This is a genomic window from Robertmurraya sp. (genome assembly GCF_036676585.1).
Taxonomy (GTDB): domain Bacteria; phylum Bacillota; class Bacilli; order Bacillales; family Cytobacillaceae; genus Robertmurraya_A.
The window spans coordinates 1-16,016 of record NZ_JAKFCQ010000076.1; the positions used below are offsets into that span (position 1 = coordinate 1).

General features: G+C 38.0%; 16 protein-coding genes. 15 read left to right on the forward strand and 1 reads right to left on the reverse strand.

Annotated elements, in window-relative coordinates; genetic code table 11:
• The first annotated feature begins 131 nt into the window (after nt 1–131).
• Both ACGLXV_RS10720 and ACGLXV_RS10725 read left to right on the forward strand, forming a co-directional pair.
• The gene (locus ACGLXV_RS10720) at nt 132–494 is read left to right on the forward strand and encodes a group I truncated hemoglobin (RefSeq protein ID WP_391558571.1); all 363 of its coding nucleotides are present in this window, start codon (nt 132–134) and stop codon (nt 492–494) included.
• A gap of 145 nt (nt 495–639) precedes the next feature.
• Nucleotides 640–1,095, forward strand: a complete 456-nt coding sequence (locus ACGLXV_RS10725) for a GNAT family N-acetyltransferase (RefSeq protein WP_391558572.1) — start codon at nt 640–642, stop codon at nt 1,093–1,095.
• A gap of 77 nt (nt 1,096–1,172) precedes the next feature.
• Here ACGLXV_RS10725 and ACGLXV_RS10730 read toward each other — a convergent pair whose 3' ends face one another.
• Nucleotides 1,173–1,751 (reverse strand): CBO0543 family protein, encoded by a 579-nt coding sequence (locus tag ACGLXV_RS10730; protein WP_391558573.1) that lies wholly within the window; start codon nt 1,749–1,751, stop codon nt 1,173–1,175.
• Between the two features lie 203 nt (nt 1,752–1,954).
• Here ACGLXV_RS10730 and ACGLXV_RS10735 point away from each other — a divergent pair, with 203 nt between their 5' ends.
• From ACGLXV_RS10735 to ACGLXV_RS10795, 13 genes are all read left to right on the forward strand, one after another.
• Nucleotides 1,955–4,615, forward strand: a complete 2,661-nt coding sequence (locus tag ACGLXV_RS10735; RefSeq protein ID WP_391558574.1) for a putative bifunctional diguanylate cyclase/phosphodiesterase — start codon at nt 1,955–1,957, stop codon at nt 4,613–4,615.
• Nucleotides 4,616–4,839: 224 nt separating this feature from the next.
• Nucleotides 4,840–5,859: a BMP family protein gene (locus ACGLXV_RS10740; RefSeq protein WP_391558575.1), complete on the forward strand. Its 1,020-nt coding sequence runs from the start codon at nt 4,840–4,842 to the stop codon at nt 5,857–5,859.
• 62 nt (nt 5,860–5,921) lie between these two features.
• Nucleotides 5,922–7,460 carry an ABC transporter ATP-binding protein gene (locus ACGLXV_RS10745; protein ID WP_391558576.1) on the forward strand — a complete coding sequence of 513 codons (1,539 nt, stop codon included), beginning with the start codon at nt 5,922–5,924 and terminating at the stop codon, nt 7,458–7,460.
• Complete coding sequence (locus tag ACGLXV_RS10750; protein ID WP_391558577.1) at nt 7,426–8,502, forward strand: ABC transporter permease; 1,077 nt, start codon at nt 7,426–7,428, stop codon at nt 8,500–8,502. The genes ACGLXV_RS10745 and ACGLXV_RS10750 overlap by 35 nt, the downstream gene beginning before the upstream one ends.
• Nucleotides 8,489–9,406, forward strand: a complete 918-nt coding sequence (locus tag ACGLXV_RS10755; RefSeq protein WP_391558578.1) for an ABC transporter permease — start codon at nt 8,489–8,491, stop codon at nt 9,404–9,406. Before ACGLXV_RS10750 ends, ACGLXV_RS10755 begins: the two co-directional genes overlap by 14 nt.
• Nucleotides 9,407–9,423: 17 nt before the next feature.
• The gene (locus ACGLXV_RS10760; RefSeq protein ID WP_391558579.1) at nt 9,424–10,092 is read left to right on the forward strand and encodes a sulfite oxidase-like oxidoreductase; all 669 of its coding nucleotides are present in this window, start codon (nt 9,424–9,426) and stop codon (nt 10,090–10,092) included.
• Entirely contained in the window at nt 10,085–10,813 is a 729-nt protein-coding gene (locus ACGLXV_RS10765) for a nucleoside phosphorylase (protein ID WP_391558580.1), read from the forward strand. The genes ACGLXV_RS10760 and ACGLXV_RS10765 overlap by 8 nt, the downstream gene beginning before the upstream one ends.
• Before the next feature lie 146 nt (nt 10,814–10,959).
• Nucleotides 10,960–11,268: a hypothetical protein gene (locus tag ACGLXV_RS10770; protein ID WP_391558581.1), complete on the forward strand. Its 309-nt coding sequence runs from the start codon at nt 10,960–10,962 to the stop codon at nt 11,266–11,268.
• Between the two features lie 118 nt (nt 11,269–11,386).
• On the forward strand, nt 11,387–12,253 hold the full coding sequence (locus ACGLXV_RS10775) for a glycoside hydrolase domain-containing protein (RefSeq protein WP_391558582.1): 867 nt from the start codon (nt 11,387–11,389) through the stop codon (nt 12,251–12,253).
• A gap of 195 nt (nt 12,254–12,448) precedes the next feature.
• A complete protein-coding gene (locus ACGLXV_RS10780) occupies nt 12,449–13,621 on the forward strand; it encodes a M20 family metallopeptidase (protein ID WP_391558583.1) in 1,173 nt (390 codons plus the stop codon).
• 169 nt (nt 13,622–13,790) lie between these two features.
• Nucleotides 13,791–14,558 (forward strand): transporter substrate-binding domain-containing protein, encoded by a 768-nt coding sequence (locus ACGLXV_RS10785; RefSeq protein ID WP_119706936.1) that lies wholly within the window; start codon nt 13,791–13,793, stop codon nt 14,556–14,558.
• 36 nt (nt 14,559–14,594) lie between these two features.
• The gene (locus ACGLXV_RS10790; RefSeq protein WP_119706937.1) at nt 14,595–15,254 is read left to right on the forward strand and encodes an amino acid ABC transporter permease; all 660 of its coding nucleotides are present in this window, start codon (nt 14,595–14,597) and stop codon (nt 15,252–15,254) included.
• Nucleotides 15,247–15,969: an amino acid ABC transporter ATP-binding protein gene (locus ACGLXV_RS10795; RefSeq protein ID WP_391558584.1), complete on the forward strand. Its 723-nt coding sequence runs from the start codon at nt 15,247–15,249 to the stop codon at nt 15,967–15,969. Before ACGLXV_RS10790 ends, ACGLXV_RS10795 begins: the two co-directional genes overlap by 8 nt.
• Nucleotides 15,970–16,016: the final 47 nt, after the last annotated feature.

A 16,016-nucleotide genomic window follows, 5' to 3' on the forward strand; every position in this document is an offset into this window, starting at 1 on the left:
GGAAAAGTGGTTGGCTTAGTGTATATCGGTTTAGGAATTAAACTGGCGCTACAAACTCAGAAATAACTAGGATGAATAATTTATAAAAAACTGTGAAAAATACCTCTGTTGGAATATAAAGGAGGATAACCATGGAACAAACACTTTACGAAAAAGTTGGCGGAGAAGAGGCAATTGCAAAGGTAGTAGACTATTTTTATTCTGAGTTAGTTCTTAAAGATGATTCTGTTAATCATTTTTTTAAGGGCACCGATATGGAAAAACAGCGTCGCCATCAAACTAAATTTATTAGCTTTGCTTTAGGTGGTCCAAATCAATATTCGGGATCATCAATGGCAAAAGCCCATGAAGGGATGAATTTGCAACCAGCTCATTTTGATGCGATTGCAAAGCATCTCCACGATGCGCTTGCTCATTTTGGTGTTAGCGAAGCAGACATCGATACGGCTTTAACAAAAGTAGCATCGCTTAGAGATGACATTATTTATAAATGATTAGCTGCCTATTAGGTAGCTTTTTTTTGTTTCTAATTTATAAAAAGATATATAAAAAAACTGGAATTATATCTTAAACTAGGATCCGTATTATGTTTTAATGTTGATAATGGAGAAAAATAACAAATGATAAGGAGTGAGTGTGATGGATATTAGACTAGATGATTTAAGAGGTTCGGAGATTGCTGAGTTAATAGGTGATCATCTACACAGCATGACATTACATTCTCCACCAGAAAGCATTCATGCGCTTGATTTAGAAAAATTAAGAAAACCAGATATAACGTTTTGGAGTGCATGGGAAGGTACGGAGTTGCTTGGTTGTGCAGCACTGAAAGAGCTTAATCCTCATCATGGGGAAGTGAAGTCAATGAAAACATCACCCAAACATTTGAGAAAAGGGGTAGCGAAGCAGTTACTTGAGCATCTGGTTGAAGAAGCAAAGCGCCGTGGTTATAAAAGAATAAGTTTAGAAACAGGGTCAATGGAGGCGTTTGAAGCCGCCAAAACATTGTATACCAAGTTTGGGTTTACGTATTGTGAGCCGTTTGCTGATTACAAAGAAGATCCAAATAGTGTCTTTATGACAAAGGAATTGTAAGATGAGTTAAGGAAATTATTATCGGGTAATTCATGATAAGATATATAACAAATCCCTCCTTGTTAAGGGGGGATTTGTTATGGTTTGCTTTCAAGTTTTTTGAATCGTTTTAAAATGATCCAACAAATAAGCCCTAGTAGCCAATAGATAGGAAAAGAATAAATATGCTTCCATGTTAATTCTTTGTAAATATGTAACCACTCCATAAAGGGTTCTGCAACAAAAGCAAGAAAGGCAGAAAGGATTCCCGTTGATATGAGGAACGGTTTAAAGTGATTTCCCCACCTTTGATACAAATACATAAACGGGACGATTACAACCCCTACATCATAAGGGTAGTATTGTGGGTACAAGTAAGGGGTAAGCCGAACTGGATATACCCAAACAAGCGCGCTGCTGCCAATGGAATCTAGGATAATTGCCGTAATACCATAAAACAACCCAAAAGCAGTAATTTCAGTAATTCTTTTTGTATCAATCGTTTTCCACCATACAATAGGCGATAAAATACTTAAAAAAACGAGCAACCACCAGTTAAAGGTTAAGTAGTTATGATCCCGCCAATACTCGCGAAGAGTTTCATAAAACTCTTTCTCCGCCTCTATGACTTGATCCATAGAAACGGAATACAGAAGAAAATCGAAAATGACAGACAATGAGTTCACCACACTTATTCATATACCTACAGTCTACCCAAATTTATGATTAACCATAAATCTCCTGATTCTTTGAAGTGAATTTTTTATTGGTAAATATTTCTCACAAAATGCTTGAAAAATCTAAAAAGGTAGCCTACTACTGAACTTCTGTTAAGAGTATAATGAAAGACAGGACTATACGCCTAGAGGAGTGACAGATCATGGTGAAGCATCAGAAATCTATTGGCGTTTTCATTTTTGTTTACATACTTTTGTACTATTTTGTCGTCTTGTTCGGAGATCCTAGTGTTCGCTTGACAGTAGTAATGAGAAATATCATTTCTACAATTGGACCACTAATTTCCAGTATGTGGTTGTTATCTGGATTCTTAAAAAGTGATGGAAAAAGAGATTATTTTTCGTTATTTCTTTCTCTTGGAACGTTTAGCTACTTCATAGCAGAAATATTGTGGATGTATTATGAGAGCTACTTGTTTGTTAATGTTCCTTATCCTGGTTCACCTGATATCTTTTACATGCTTCAAATTATGTTTTATTTAATTGCATTAGGTTATTACTTTTACCAGGTAAAAACAATTCATCGGTTAATGCGCTGGATATTTGAAGTACTTATTGTTATGATATCCGCTACCACACTCAGCTATCATTTCATTATGAAAAGCTTAATTGTGAACCCAGAGATCACAGGAGCCTACCTAATAGTTTCCCTTGGATACCCAATTGGGGACTTAATTTTATTATTTAGTGCACTGATATTATATTTTGATTCAGATGATTTTGGTAAAAGAAATGCGTTATTTTATATTTTGGTTGGACTAGTTTTTCAAGTATTTGCTGATTCTGGATACGTATATTTAACACTAAGAGAAAAATATGAGACAGGTACCTTACTTGATCCATTATTTACTCTAGCTCTATTACTAGTCGGATTTTCTAGTTTTTATATGAAACCAGTTAATAAACAGCAATCGGATACAGATAGTCCTTCAAAAGTGGGGTTATGGAGATTAATTATTTTATATACGTTCCTAATGGCACTTTTACTCATTTTTTATAAAATAGAAGGAATTAATTTTACTCTATTCACGTTAAGTACAACGTTTATCATTTTTCTAATCATTGTTCGACTAGTATTTATCTTGGTGGAAAACAACCGTTTACTTTTGAAATATGACAAAAATAATAAAGATTTACTACTTAGTACAGAACGATATCTGTCTCTTTTTAAATATCATCCAGATGCAGTGTTCTCCCTTCGCTTGAATGGAACCTTTCAAAGTGCAAATGCCTCTTGTGCACAATTAGTTGGAATGGAAACCGTTCAGCTAATTGGAAAATCATTTTATTTGTTTATCAATCCGAGAGACCTTGATCGAGTTGCCACTCATTTTTCAAAGATAGAAGAAGAACCACAGGTGTTCGAAGTAACTTTAAACAGTAAGAATGGAAGTGCTTATTCTGTAGTCATTACCCTTGTACCAATTGTAGTTAATGGTAAGATTGAAGGAATTTATGGAGTTGGGAAAGATATTACGGAAGTAAAGGAAAGTATAGATAGGATTAATTATATGGCGTATCATGATTTGTTAACAGGGTTGCCTAACAGAGCTTTGTTTGAGAGCGTGTTAGATGCAGAAATCAAAGACGGTACTACAGATAATAATATGTTAGCCGTTATGTATATTGATTTAGACCGGTTTAAAAATATAAATGATACACTTGGTCATGATGCAGGAGATGAGTTACTTGTAGATATGGCTAAGCGTCTTTCGAATTGTGTTGGTGATCAAGCAATAATAGCAAGACAAGGTGGCGATGAATTCACGCTACTATTTAATCATATTGTAGATCGGGATCATGTTATTACACTGGCGGAGTCTGTTTGTCGTGCATTAAGTGAGCCATATTCGATAAGAAACTATGAATTTTTAGCTACACCTAGTATAGGGATTTCCATTTTCGAGCCTGGGAATTCAGAAACGGCTATTTCTCTTATGAAAAAAGCAGACTTAGCTATGTATAAAGCTAAAAACAATGGAAGAAATCAATTCAGAATCTTTGAACCGAAAATGGAAGAAGACTCAAGAAACACGTTTGTATTAGGAAGTGACCTTAGTAAAGCTGTTCATAACAATGAACTAGTTTTACACTACCAGCCACAATTTGATACTGAAGAAAATCGAATGTACGGTGTAGAAGCACTTATTCGTTGGCAGCATCCTACATTTGGATTATTATACCCCGGTGATTTTATTTCAATTGCAGAAGATACAGATCTAATCATCTCTATTGGAGAATGGATTCTGAGAGAAACTTGTAAACAAGGAAAGCTATGGGGAGAGCAATTAAGGATTTCAGTCAATATTTCTCCGAAGCAATTTCAATCAGCGCAACTGATTGAAACCATTAAGCGTGTTTTAGAAGAAACAAAACTTAGGCCAGATCTTCTCAATATCGAGATCACTGAGGCAGTGGCAATGAGTAATATGAATGAAACTTTAAAAAAACTGGAAGCTATTAGAATGTTAGGTGTTAATCTATCCATTGATGATTTTGGTACAGGTTATTCTTCTCTCTCCTATCTTCCGAAATTACCAATTACAGAGTTAAAGATTCCTAGAGAGTTTCTAGTCGAAATGGAACACCATGCAGCATATAAGGCCATTATTCAAACCATTATTGCATTAGGAAAACGGTTGAAGGTAGACGTGATTGCTGAAGGGGTAGAAACGCAAAAACAAAAGGAAATACTAGAAAAAATGAAGTGTCATATGATGCAAGGGTATCATTTTAGTAGACCGGTTCCTGTAGATGAAATTGAGAAGATGTTGTATGTTGAAAAGTTAGGTTTTAAAAAATAGATCAATAAAAGAACACCTTTATGATAGAAAAAGACACATTCATAAAGGTATTTTTTTATTGTTAAAAACTGTCTGAAAATTAAATATATGGATAAAACACGAACATTTGAATAAAAAAATAATAAAATGTTCGATATTTGTATTGTTATTTCATATGTAATTTGGTAGATTATTAATCAGGTATTAAACATGCATATAATGAAAACACACATAGGGGGAACGTCATGAAAAAGTTATTTTCCGTATTGATCTTAGGATTGATTCTACTAGTTGCAGGTTGTGGTGGAGCTGAAGAATCAGAGAATAATAGTAGTTCAACAAATGAAGAAAAGAAAAAGATTGCCTTAGTACTACCTGAAAAAATGGGTGTGAATCCTTTCTTCCAGCAAATGGATGAAGGGGCGAAACAAGCGGCTGAGGAATTTGGAGTGGAGTTAAAGACGATTGAATCAACTGATCATTCGGCTATTGAAGAAAATCTTCGTGTAGCGGTTGCTGAAGGTTATGACCTAATTATTACGTCTTCTTTTGAATCAGAAGATGCCCTTAAAAAGGTAGCAGCAGAAAATCCAGATCGTCAATTTGCGATTATTGATACAGTAGTAGATTTACCTAATGTTCAAAGTGTTAACTTCCGTGAACACGAAGCGGCTTATCTTTTAGGAGCTGCTGCAGGACTTTCAACGAAGACGGACAAAGTTGGTATGGTAGTTGCAATGGATATTCCATTAATGAAAAAGTGGACGGTAGCATTTGAACAAGGTCTTAAGGAAACGAATCAAGACGCTGAGTTCCTAGTAAACTATGTGGGAAGCTTCTCAGATCCTGCTAAAGCTAAGGAATTAGCGTTGCTTCAAGCTTCGAAAGGGGCGGATTTTGTTGCTGGTGCTTCAGCAGTTGGTGATTTAGGAGTATTTGAAGCAGCAAAGGAGCAAGGTTTCTTCACATCAGGTCAAGATATTGATCGTACAGAAGTAGATCCTGAGCATGTCGTTCTTTCCCAGCTTAAAGGTACGGATGCAGCAGCTTATGAAACGGTAAAAGCTTATGCAAATGGTAGCTTTGAACCTGGAGTGGTTGAGTATGGTCTAAAGGAAAAAGGTGTTGGCTTAACATATGTGACACATGAAAGCAACACACCACTACATTCTTTTGTTGGTCAGGAAGCTATTGATCAAGTAAAAGCACTTTATGATGAGATCATTGCAGGTAGTAAAGTGATTGAAAATCCATTAAGTGAGTAAACTGAAAAAATCAAACCGACTGCAGATTGTAGTCGGTTTCCATTTTTACAGGGGGGAAAACAATGACTTATCGCTTAGAGATGAAGGAAATGACCAAGAAATATGGCGATTTCCTTGCGAATGACGGCATCTCCATTCAATTAAAAAAAGGAGAAGTTCTTGCGATTGTTGGTGAAAATGGTGCTGGTAAAACAACGCTCATGAGGATGCTTTATGGGTTAGAACAGCCAACGAGTGGAGAAATTAAGCTAAATGGCAAACAAGCCCAATTTTATGGACCTCAAGATGCGATCGAACAAGGAATAGGAATGGTTCATCAGCATTTTATGTTATTTAGTGATTTTACTGTTACCGAAAATATTGTGATTGGGCATGAACCCATCAAGAATGGATTCTTTAATAGAAAAATGGCAGCGGAACAGGTTCAAAAGTTGAGTGATCAATATAAGATTCAAGTGAATCCTAGTAAAAAAGCTGGAGATTGTTCAGTAGGAGAACAGCAACGGATTGAAATTTTAAAAGTGCTATATCAGGGTGCGGAAATTATTATTCTTGATGAGCCGACAGCTGTGTTAACCCCTTTTGAAGTGGATGAGCTATTAAAAACGATTCGCTTTCTAGCGGATCAAGGAAAAAGTATCATTCTTATCACTCATAAGTTACCAGAAGTCATGAAAGTAGCCGATCATGTGACAGTGTTACGAAATGGACGTGTAACAGGGAATGTAAAAAAGGTGGACACTTCGATTGATCAACTGGCTACGATGATGGTAGGACGAGAGCTCCAACAGCTTTCAGAGCGTAATCAACTAAATGGAGAGCCCTTGCTAGAACTAGAAGAGATTTCGATAAAAGGGAAAGGTTCAAAACCTATATTGGATCAGCTTTCTTTAACGGTTCATCGCGGGGAAATAGTAGGAATTGCGGGAGTATCAGGCAACGGCCAATCTGAGTTGATTCAAGCGATTTCGGGATTAACATCGGTTGATCAAGGGGACATACGTTTAGGTGATACCCATCTAGTTGGTAAATCTGTAGCATTTAGAAGAAATGAGGGGCTCGCTCATATACCAGAGGATCGCTTTTTATGGGGAGCTGCGAAGGATGCTACGATTGAAGAAACCGGTGTAATGGGATATTACAATAAAAAAGCCTTTAACAAGTATTCCTTTATTTTGAAAAGCTCGTTTCGAGAGGTTGTAAAAGGTTGGATTGACCGCTTCGAGATAAAGGTTAAATCGGTAGATGACAAGTCAGGGAACCTTTCTGGCGGAAACCTTCAAAAATTAATTGTTGCACGTGAACTTGGATTTGAAACCAATTTTCTCATTGCAGCTGAACCAACTCGTGGTGTCGATATTGGTGCCATGGAATATATCCATGAGGCAATCCTTGAAAAGCGTAACCGTGGGGATGGAATTTTACTTGTCTCTTCGGAGCTATCGGAAATTCTATTACTATCAGACAGAATTGCGGTCATGTTTGAAGGGAAAATCGTTGATGTTCTTGAAAGAAAAGATGCAACAGAAGAACGTCTGAGTGTACTTATGGCAGGAGGAAAAGAAGATGAATCTTCAGAGAAAAATACAACAACTGCTTAAGCCTTTATTCCAACCAATGATTGCGGTCCTGATTGGACTGTTAACCGGAGCACTTGCCATAGCTCTTATTGGAGAGTCTATTTTCGATACGTACAAAGTCATGTGGGATGGAGCGTTTGGAAACTTCTACTTCCTAACAGCTACTCTTGCTCGGGCTACTCCTATCATATTGATAGGGTTGGGATTAGCTCTCGCCTTTCGAGCAGGTGTGTTTAATATGGGGGCAGAAGGTCAGATGGTATTAGGGGCCGTGTGCGCGGCGCTTGCAGCCCTTTATGTACCAGGTTCTGGGATCGTTAAATTGCTTTCGGCGTTTCTGGCAGGCTTTATAGCTGGGGGATTATGGTCATTGTTAGCCGGTTGGATGGAAGTGAAATACAAAGTACAGCTATTGATTTCTACCCTTCTTTTAAACTATGTCGCTGTCTTGTTCGCAGGTTACTTGGTGGCGGAACCTTTCCAGGATAAGTCAGGCTCTGCTGCCCTAGCTCAGACGCCTATGATTGATCAAGCAGTTTGGCTTCCTAAACTGTTTTCTGGAATGAGCGTGCATATGGGGTTTGTAATAGCCGTTATTGGTGCGGTCATCTTATATGTGGTTCTCCAATTTACTTCTTCTGGATATGAAGTGAGAATGCTCGGGAAGAACCCTTTCTTTGCTGAATACGGCGGTATTAATAAACAGAAGGTTCTCCTCTTTAGCATGTTTTTTAGCGGAGGGATTGCTGGGTTAGCTGGAACAGTTGAGGTTCTCGGATCTCAGTATCGATATGTAGAGGGAGCCCTAACCGTACCGGGCTATGCATGGACAGGTTTAATGGCAGCACTGTTAGCCAACTCCAATCCATTAGGTACAGCAGTAGCTGCGATTTTACTGGCAGCCTTACAAACGGGTGCGATGGGGATGGAACGAAACACAGAAGTACCTTTGGAAATTGCTAGTGTCATTCAAGGTGTTCTTATTTTATTCGTTACTGCAAAATTCACCTTAAGCTGGTGGAAAGTTAAAAAGAAAGCGGGTGACGTGAATGGAGCTGTTTGATTATTCCCTTTTTGCTTCTGCTATCCGTATGGTTAGCCCTATTCTATTGGCTGCCTTAGGAGGAGCATTATGTGCTCGAGTCGGAATCTTTAATGTGGGTCTTGAGGGCTTAATTCTAGCAGGTGCCTTTTCCGCAATCGTTGGTAACTATTATAGTGGAAGTGTGATAGTAGCTGTTTTAACCGGTGCCTTCGGTGGTGTTCTAGTCTCTTTATTATTTGGACTAGCGACGATCAAGTTTAAAGCTAATCCGATTGTAGCCGGTATTGCTATAAACTTTCTTGTTTTAGGATTAACTACTTTTGGCCTCCGAGCCATTTTTCAAGTAAAAGGAGCCTTTTATGATAAGGACATGAATGGACTTCCGAAGTGGGACCTTCCACTTATTGAAAATATTCCTGTGATTGGAAAGCTTCTATCAGGTCACTCGCCACTTGTGTATACTGCCTTTATTGCAGCGATACTATTATATATTTTCTTGTTTAAAACCGTCGTTGGGTTCCGTATTTTAGCAGTCGGAAAAAATGAAGCAGCGGCAAGAAGCTTAGGATTAAAGGTTACCGCTCTTCAGTATGGAGCAATTGTGGCAAGTGGAGTTTTATGCGGTCTTGCAGGTGCCCAGCTATCACTTGGTCAAGTTACCATGTTTACTGAGGGAATGACGGCTGGAAGAGGATTTATCGCGTTAGTAGCGATGATGCTTGGTCAGTCACATCCGATTGGCATGATTGGTTCGAGCTTATTGTTTGGTCTGATGGATGCGATGAGTATCAGGCTACAAGGGTTTTCTATGCCTACGCAATTCACGTCCATGCTTCCATACGTGATTACGATTATCGCAATGTTCTTTTTAAAGGATCGTGGCTTAGAATCACAAGCATCAGGACAGCAAAGCTCTAGATAAGAACAGGAGTGAAACACATGAGCTTAAATAAAGCAGACAGAATTAAACGAACAAGAGTACCAGTAGCCGATCCCAAGCATGCGAAACGGCTTCCGCCAGGACAAGCGTTAACGGAACGTTTTCCGATTTTGCATGAAGGAGACGTTCCTGTTTATGATTTGGAAAAATGGGATTTAAAGGTCTTTGGTGAGGTAGATAAAGAGGTCGTACTCACCTATAATCAAATGAAAGAAATGCCTGAAACAACCGTGACCGTTGACATTCATTGTGTTACTCGCTGGTCTAGATTTGATAATCAATTTACGGGAGTAAAGTTCAGTGATTTCTTAAAGGCAATAGACATCACTCCTAAGAGCAAATACGTGATGCTTCATGCAGACCATGACTATACAGCGAATATTGCATTGGCTGATTTGTTACAGGACGACGTACTTCTTGCCCATACATTTGAAGGGGAGCCATTAACGGATAAGCACGGGTGGCCATTAAGGCTTGTTGTCCCTCATCTATATTTTTGGAAGAGTGTGAAATGGATTAGAGGAATTGAGTTTATTGACGAGAATAAACCTGGATTTTGGGAACAAAATGGATTCCATCTTAATGGAGACCCTTTTAAAGAGGAACGATTTTCGGGAGAGGACCTTCCTATTCCGGAGGATGAATGGGAGCGAAAAGACTTTGACTAACTTTCTGCCAAACCTTAAATTAGCGTCTGATTGTTTACCAGAGCGAGTCATTGTATGTGGAGATCAGGCACGTGCGAAAATCATTGCAGAATTAATGGACAATCCAACTAAATTAGGTGAAAACCGTGAATACCATAGTTTTTCAGGTAGCTGGAAAGGAACAAAAGTAGCTGTGGTTAGTCACGGAGTAGGAGCACCAGGAGCAGCCGTCTGCTTTGAGGAGTTGATCATGGGTGGTGTCCAATCAATCATTCGTGTAGGGACGGCTGGCTCTTATCAAAAAGACGTACAGCCTGGCAGTCTTGTCATCAGTACGGCTGCTGTAAGCTGTGATGGGCTAACGAAACAAATTGTTCCTCCTGGGTTTCCAGCTATTGCTGATCGGACCATTGTAGAGGCATTAACAAATGCAGCGTCATCAAATGTTAAAGACCTATTGGTGAAAGAAGGAATGACGCTTACTCTTGATGCGTTTTATTCTGGTGTTCTCGAATTTCCTCATCAATTATATAAAAAAGCAGGAGTTGTCGCAGTTGAAATGGAAAACTCAGCTCTTTTTGTCATCTCCTCTTTGAAAGGGATTAAAGCGGGAGCTATTTTAGCGATTGATGGCTTTGCAGATGCGGAACTTAGAGAAGAGTATAATCCTCATAACGAGGTAGTTGGTAAAGCAGTGAACGCAGGAATGAAAGTTGCTTTAGAAGCAATTATACAAATGTAATTCAACTGACGTATGTTGAAGAGGAAATGACCTTCACTTATAAAGTGGAGGTCATTTTTTTAGGCTCGTACACTTTCTAGAATTAGGTTTAACCTATGACCTCTCATGGGTAAGAAGTCTTTAACACTCGTAAGGGAGGGATTAAAGTGGAAGTACTCTCTGTAATTGGGTTACTTATTATCCTTTTAGTGGGGTGGATGATTTGGTCAAAACTGACTTGGAAAACCATCATGGTCGGTTCAGACATTCGTTCGGAGGAATCAATTAAAGATAAATATAGACTATATAAATCTGAAAATATACGTTGCCGGTTGAAAAAAGAGGTGCAGACCCCTATTGTTACTGGAGTAAATCCAGTGGTAAGCAATCATGTGGATCCAAATGCCAGCTCATCCATTCTTAAGCTACTGGTTCATCGAAGAGATATCTATAAAGTCAATCAATTGAAGTATTAGTAAAAATGGTGGGTATTCAAAGCATAACAAAGTGCTTTGAATACCCTTTTTGATTTTTCTAAAGTTCAGTTCCGCCCAAACGGTTTTTCTCCTACTTGAATAGGCTGTTGTCAAGGGGGTGAATCATTTGAAATGGGGGAATTTCTTGCTCATCTTCATTAGTGCGTTAGTTTTATTATTGCTTCCAATCTTCTATTTTCAGTCTGATTCAAATGAAACTAGTCATAACGAAACTCAAACTACAACCGCCAGTACAAACGAGCAACCCGATAATACTACAGTAGAAAACGGAAATAATGAAGATGGAAATCAAAAAGCTAACACAATTATCGATCCAATCGCTGATTATTGGGGAGTCGATTCTGCGTCATATACGACAGAAGAGCTATACGCCTGTGTAAATGAAAATTTCGGAAAGCCTACTGTTTGGGGGAGATATCTAGGGACGATTGATGGTGTTTCTAGTGGGTTAACAATAGAGGAAGTAGAATATTTGCATGCAAATGGAGTAAAAATCCTTCTGATCAATAATCAATTTAATAATGCAACTGGATATGAAAACGGGGTAGAGCAAGCGAATATTGGGATCTCTCTGGCAGGGGAGTTAAATGCGCCAGAGGGTGTAGCTATATTTGCAGATATTGAACCAAATTATCCTGTCGATTCTGCATTTATTCAAGGCTGGTTTGATACGATGATGGGTTCTCCTTATGAGCCAGGTATTTATGGTGTATTCTCTCCGGGTAGTGCTTTAGTTGAGGCATACCAAGTTTCTATAAACGAAAATCAAGAGATTCAAAATAAGGTAATTCTGTGGACGGCCTATCCTCATGTAGACGTTACCACTCAAGCAAATGCACCAGCAAATGCTGCAGAGGCTCCTGAAGGTTCACTATTGTATGGTTGGCAATATGGAATTGATGCAGCAACATGTAATATAGATACAAACCTTTTTAAAGGTAGTTTATTCGATTTTCTTTGGTAATAATACGAATCAAATAACCTCTTTCCTTTAAGGAAAGAGGTTATTTTGTATATTTAATAATATTATCTAATAAATATGCTGGAATTTCGGAGCGACATATATTATATTAGAAAAATAGTAAAAATGTTGAATAAATATTTAATGCTATGTAATTTTATGAATATACCTCTTTCCATATATAAAGGAGTGTTACTAATGAACAATCAATTAAAACAATATTTAGAGACGATACAAAACAAGCTATGGGAAATGAGCGATTCCATTTACCACGACCCTGAGCTAGGTGATCAAGAATATAAATCTATGGAAAAACTAGTTACGTTTCTAAAGGAGCATCATTTCGCAGTGGAAACAGGAATTGTCGGGCGGTCGACTTCCTTTAAAGCGGTATACGACAGTAAAAAAGAGGGACCTACGATTGCCTATCTATCCGAATATGATGCACTACCTGGAGTAGGACATGGATGCGGACATAATATGATAGGAACAATGAGTGCAGGTGCTGGCGTGTTGTTGAGCAAATTGGTTGATGAAATAGGTGGACGAGTGGTTGTTCTTGGAACTCCTGCTGAAGAAACAAATGGAGCGAAGGTTCCGATGGCTGAACAAGGGATTTTTGATGATATTGATGTGGCTATGATTTTGCACCCAGCTGACGAATCATATGAAAGTGGAGATTCCTTGGCAATGGATGCGATTCAATTTGAATATTCAGGTCAGTCAAGCCATGCGGCTGCATCTCCTGAAAAAGGAATCAATGCTCTTGATGCAGTGATTCAGCTCTTTAACGGTATTAATGCCCTTCGTCAGCATGTGACATCCGATGTACGAATTCATGGGATTATTAAAGAAGGGGGAGTTGCTGCAAATATCGTTCCCGATAAGGCAATTGCCCAATTTTATGTACGTGCGAATAACCGTAGCTATCTAGATGAAGTCGTTCAGAAAGTGAAAAATATTGCCCATGGTGCGGCATTAGTAACAGGGGCAACAGTTGAAATTACCAACTATGAACTTAGTTACGACAACATGCTAACCAATCAAACGCTATCCGAACTTTTTACAGAAAACCTACTTGCTACAGGGGTAAAAAAGGTTTTAAAAGCAAAGGACACATATGGATCTATTGATATGGGCAATGTAAGTCATGTTGTCCCTGCCATTCATCCGTATATTGGACTTGATTCACCGGGCCTTGTTGCCCATACAAAGGAGTTTGCAGATATTACTATTACGGAGAATTCTCATCAAATCTTGAGTAAAGGCGCACTTGCTCTTGCTTCAACTGGTTATGAATTACTTACGAATAAAGAGATCTTTGAAAAAGTGGTAAACGAATTCCTAGAAACGAAAAGAATCCATGGATAATCGTATTGATTTGTTAAAATAATAAAATTATAAATACAGTTCGAAGAATAATCTGAATATTTTTATATTAAAAAAGCTACTTTTCAAAATTATATGCATGTGTTATTATTCATTCAGTTGAATAATTATTCGTATATATCATATAAACGTTATATAAGGAGGAAACAACATGAAAAAGTTCGGTTTATTTATTACTTTAATTTTAACGTTAGTATTGGCAGCATGTGGCCAAAATAACGAATCTGGAAACGGTGAAGCAGAAGAGGGCAAAAAAGTATTAACCATGGGAACCTCTGCAGATTTTGCTCCATTTGAATCTCGAAACACATCAGGCGAAGTAGAAGGCTTCGATATTGATTTAGCTAAATACATTGCAGAAGAATTAGGCTATGAGCTAAAAATTGAGGATATGAAATTTGATGGACTAATTGGCGCACTTCAAGCGAATCGTGTAGATCTAGTATTATCAGGAATGTCTGCTACAGAGAAGCGTGCTCAGAATGTTGATTTTTCTACTCAGTATCATCATTCAGGTGAAATGTTTATCACATTAAAGGACTCTGAAGTGACATCCCTTGATCAATTAGAAGGAAAAACGGTTGGAGTTCAGTTAGGTACGATTCAAGAAGAGGGTGCTCGAAAGCTTCAGGAAACAGTTGATTTTGAAATCAAGGCTGTTGACAACGCAACGATCTTGATTCAAGAATTACAATCGAACCGTATTGATCTAGCGTACTTGGATAAGTCAGTAGCTACAGGATATATTAATGAGCAAGGATTAGCAGGATTTGATGATCCTACTTCGAGCTCACCAGGAATGGCGGTTGCTTTTCCAAAGGGCAGTGAACTAGTTGACGAAGTAAATCAAGTCCTAAAGGAAATGGAAGAGAACGGGAAGCTAGAAGAATTAAAAGCGAAATGGTTATCTGAAGAATAAGTTTAACCAGAAAAATATTAAAGTGAGGTGTAAGGCATGAATTTGGATTTTAGCCAAATTGTGCCTTATATTCCTTTTATTTTAGAAGGAATATGGGTTACATTACAGTTTGTCATTATATCAATTATCTTTGGTTTTATTTTAGGAACGGTTCTAGCATTATGTAAAATTTCAAAAATTAAAGCATTGAACTGGTTTGGGGATGCATATACATCTATTTTCCGTGGAACACCATTAATTTTGCAGTTAATGATTATTTATTTTGCGATTCCACAATTAACAGGCTATGATATTTCTCCATTTTTATCAGCTATCCTTGCATTTGGTCTGAATTCCTCTGCATATGTATCGGAAATTATCCGTGCTGGAATTCAAGCAGTTGATAAGGGACAAACAGAGGCTGCTCAAGCTCTTGGGGTACCTTATCGGTTGATGATGAAGGACATCATTTTACCACAGGCTTTAAAAAATATTTTACCTGCACTCATGAATGAATTTATTACATTAACGAAGGAATCGGCTATTGTCTCAACTATTGGGTATTTAGATCTTATGCGCCGAGCTCAAGTAGTCGGTGCTGATATTTATCGAAACTTTGAACCTCTAATTTTTGTAGGGGTCATTTATTGGCTACTTGTTATGGTGTTAACGATCATTGGGAAAGTTGTTGAAAGGAGGTTGAAGTTCAGTGATTAAAGTGGAAAACCTCTATAAACAATTCGGTGATAATGAAGTACTAAAGGGTATCACGACTAATATTAATAGTGGTGAAGTTGTTTCGATTATTGGACCATCTGGGTCTGGAAAATCAACTTTTCTTCGCTGTATCAACTTATTAGAAGTGCCAACAAAGGGAACTATATCGATAGACGGTCAAAGTATTACAGATAAAAATACAAATATACTAAAGGTTCGTCAACAAATTGGGATGGTTTTTCAGCACTTCAACTTGTTTCCGCATTTAAATGTACTTGAAAACTTAACGTACGCTCCAATCAAAGTAAAAGGAGAAACGCGACAAGTAGCGGAAGAAAAGGCTCGTAATTTGCTTGCGAAAGTGGGACTTACAGAAAAGGAAAAAGCATTTCCTAGTAACCTGTCAGGTGGACAAAAACAGCGTGTTGCTATTGCTCGTGCTTTAGCGATGGAGCCGAACTTAATGCTATTTGATGAGCCAACATCCGCACTTGACCCTGAAATGGTTAAGGAAGTACTGAATGTAATGAAGGACCTAGCAAAGTCAGGTATGACGATGGCGATCGTTACCCATGAAATGGGATTTGCACGTGAAGTGGCTGACAGAGTATTATTCCTTGATGGTGGAGTATTGCTTGAAGACGCAAGTCCAGCTGAGTTTTTTAGTAATCCAAAAACAGCAAGAGCGAAAGATTTCTTAGAGAAGGTATTATAAAATATAGTTGTGTTTAGGGCTATCCAAATGGATGGCTCTTTTTATTT

Excerpts from the sequence above, each read along its gene's own strand:
- ACGLXV_RS10720 (WP_391558571.1), top strand. The coding sequence starts at position 132 with ATGGAACAAACACTTTACGAAAAAGTTGGCGGAGAAGAGGCAATTGCA.
- ACGLXV_RS10725 (WP_391558572.1), top strand. The coding sequence starts at position 640 with ATGGATATTAGACTAGATGATTTAAGAGGTTCGGAGATTGCTGAGTTA.
- ACGLXV_RS10735 (WP_391558574.1), top strand. The coding sequence starts at position 1,955 with ATGGTGAAGCATCAGAAATCTATTGGCGTTTTCATTTTTGTTTACATA.
- ACGLXV_RS10740 (WP_391558575.1), top strand. The coding sequence starts at position 4,840 with ATGAAAAAGTTATTTTCCGTATTGATCTTAGGATTGATTCTACTAGTT.
- ACGLXV_RS10745 (WP_391558576.1), top strand. The coding sequence starts at position 5,922 with ATGACTTATCGCTTAGAGATGAAGGAAATGACCAAGAAATATGGCGAT.
- ACGLXV_RS10750 (WP_391558577.1), top strand. The coding sequence starts at position 7,426 with ATGAATCTTCAGAGAAAAATACAACAACTGCTTAAGCCTTTATTCCAA.
- ACGLXV_RS10755 (WP_391558578.1), top strand. The coding sequence starts at position 8,489 with ATGGAGCTGTTTGATTATTCCCTTTTTGCTTCTGCTATCCGTATGGTT.
- ACGLXV_RS10760 (WP_391558579.1), top strand. The coding sequence starts at position 9,424 with ATGAGCTTAAATAAAGCAGACAGAATTAAACGAACAAGAGTACCAGTA.
- ACGLXV_RS10780 (WP_391558583.1), top strand. The coding sequence starts at position 12,449 with ATGAACAATCAATTAAAACAATATTTAGAGACGATACAAAACAAGCTA.
- ACGLXV_RS10785 (WP_119706936.1), top strand. The coding sequence starts at position 13,791 with ATGAAAAAGTTCGGTTTATTTATTACTTTAATTTTAACGTTAGTATTG.
- ACGLXV_RS10790 (WP_119706937.1), top strand. The coding sequence starts at position 14,595 with ATGAATTTGGATTTTAGCCAAATTGTGCCTTATATTCCTTTTATTTTA.